Below are 2,001 nucleotides of genomic sequence, written 5' to 3'. Positions count from 1 at the left end.
GGTGTATGTGGTGCTCAAAACCCGTGAGACCGGCCTCGAGGTGCGCGAAATTCTGGCAGCCAAACTCTCAACTCATCTGCGCCGCCAGCTGGGCAACATCAGCATACATACCGAGGTGGAGTTTCGAGACCAGCTTCCCCGAACCAAAAGCGGCAAGATAATTCGTCGGCTGCTCAAGGCGCAGGAATCGGGGGAAGATCCCGGCGATCTTTCCACCCTCGAGCCCTGAGACAGGGCCTGGAATCGAGGGTAGAGGCTTTCGCAAATAAACACCACCGAATCCAGCGCTCCAGGTCAACCACGAATCAACCCGGATGGAGGCCCCGATGGAACTCGAGCAACTACTCAAGTCAAAGATTCGCTATCAAGCCCCTGCCAGCCAGAGACAAAACGCGAATATCCCCGATTTCACCGCCGAGTATGCCCAGAGCCTGCAAAACCCCGAGGGTTTTTGGGGACAGCAGGCCCGAAAATTTCACTGGTTCAGACCTTTCGACACCGTGCTTCAGTGGAACTTCCCCGACCACCAGTGGTTTCTGGGCGGTCAGACCAACATCACCTACAACGCCCTGGACCGCCATGCACTTGGCCCCAGGCGCAACCAGGTAGCCCTGGTTTTCCTGACCGAGGATGGCCACGAGCAAAAGCTCACCTACGGCGAGTTACTCGATCGCGTTTCGCGCTTCGCCACCGGGCTTCGCAGCCTGGGGGTTCAGACCGGGGATCGCGTCATTGTTTACATGCCCCTGACCCTCGAGGGGGTTATTGCCATGCTGGCCTGCGCCCGCATCGGGGCAGTCCATTCGGTGGTCTACGCCGGGCTGGGGGTCTCGGCGCTGCGCGAACGGATTGTGGATGCTGGAGCCAGGCTGGTCATTGCGGGAGACGTAAGCTTCCGCCGGGGCAGGCCGGTAGACCTCGAGTCCATTGTGCTACCGGCCACCGAAGACCTGGACGTGCATACGGTCTGGTTCTGTCGCAGCAAAGCCGTACCGGCTGGCCCGCGCTTCCACGACTTTAACCAGTTGTTGTGGTCACATAAGCCCGAGGCCGAAGCCGTCCCGCTCGAGAGCGAACACCCCCTGTTTATCCTCTATACCTCCGGCTCGACTGGCAAGCCCAAAGGGGTGGTGCACGTGCATGGGGGCTATATGGTGGGCACGGACTACCACCTGCGCTCGTTTTTCGATGTTAAGGATACCGATGTGTACTGGGCCACCTCGGATATCGGCTGGATTGTCGGCCACAGCTACATCGTTTATGCACCCCTGCTGGCCGGCCTGACCAGCATCCTGCGTGAAGGCGCCCCGGACTATCCCAGTCCCGCTGCCATCTGGCAGACGATCGAGCGCTACCGGGTCAACGTGATGTTCACCGCCCCCACGGCGGTGCGGATGTTCATGAAATTTGGCCCCGAGTGGCCTGCGAAACATGACCTCTCGTCGCTGCGCTTTATCGGTGTGGCGGGCGAACCCCTCAATCCCGAGGCCTGGCAGTGGGCTGTCCAGCACCTGATGGACGGCGGCCAGCGCGGCTTTGTGGCCGACAACTGGTGGCAGACCGAACTGGCAGGCCCTACCCTTGGCACCCCGCTGGTGATGGAAGGCAAGCCCGGATTTGTCGGAGTTCCGCTCCCTGGAGTGGAAGCAGCCGTGGTGGATGCCGATGGCAACGAAGTCTCGCCCGGAACGGGAGGTTTGCTGGCCCTCAAGCGACCGTTTCCCCATATGATGCGCACCATCTGGGGCAACCACGCCCGCTATACCCAGTACTGGACTGAGATTCCCGGCAACCTGTACGCCGCCGGGGACGTTGCCAGCAGAACCGCTGACGGCTATTTCACCGTTTTAGGCCGCGCCGATGATGTGCTCAACGTGGCGGGCCACCGAATCGGGACTGCCGACGTGGAAAGTGCGCTGGTCTCGCACCCGGCAGTGGCCGAATCCGCAGTAATTGGTGTGCCAGACCCCATCAAAGGCGAAAATATCAAGGCGTTTGTGG

The 2,001-nt window shown here is 60.9% G+C and carries 1 protein-coding gene and 1 pseudogene; both read left to right on the top strand.

The window, feature by feature from the left end:
• Positions 1 to 229, top strand: a pseudogene (locus Q0288_RS13560) (acetate--CoA ligase); the annotation flags it as partial.
• 97 nt (positions 230 to 326) lie between these two features.
• The coding region (locus Q0288_RS13555) for an acetate--CoA ligase (RefSeq protein WP_299431314.1) at positions 327 to 2,001 on the top strand (1,675 nt) is incomplete at its 3' end.

This window comes from uncultured Meiothermus sp. (assembly GCF_937863175.1).
Lineage (GTDB): Bacteria > Deinococcota > Deinococci > Deinococcales > Thermaceae > Meiothermus.
This window is presented reverse-complemented; position numbering and strand designations above follow the sequence as displayed.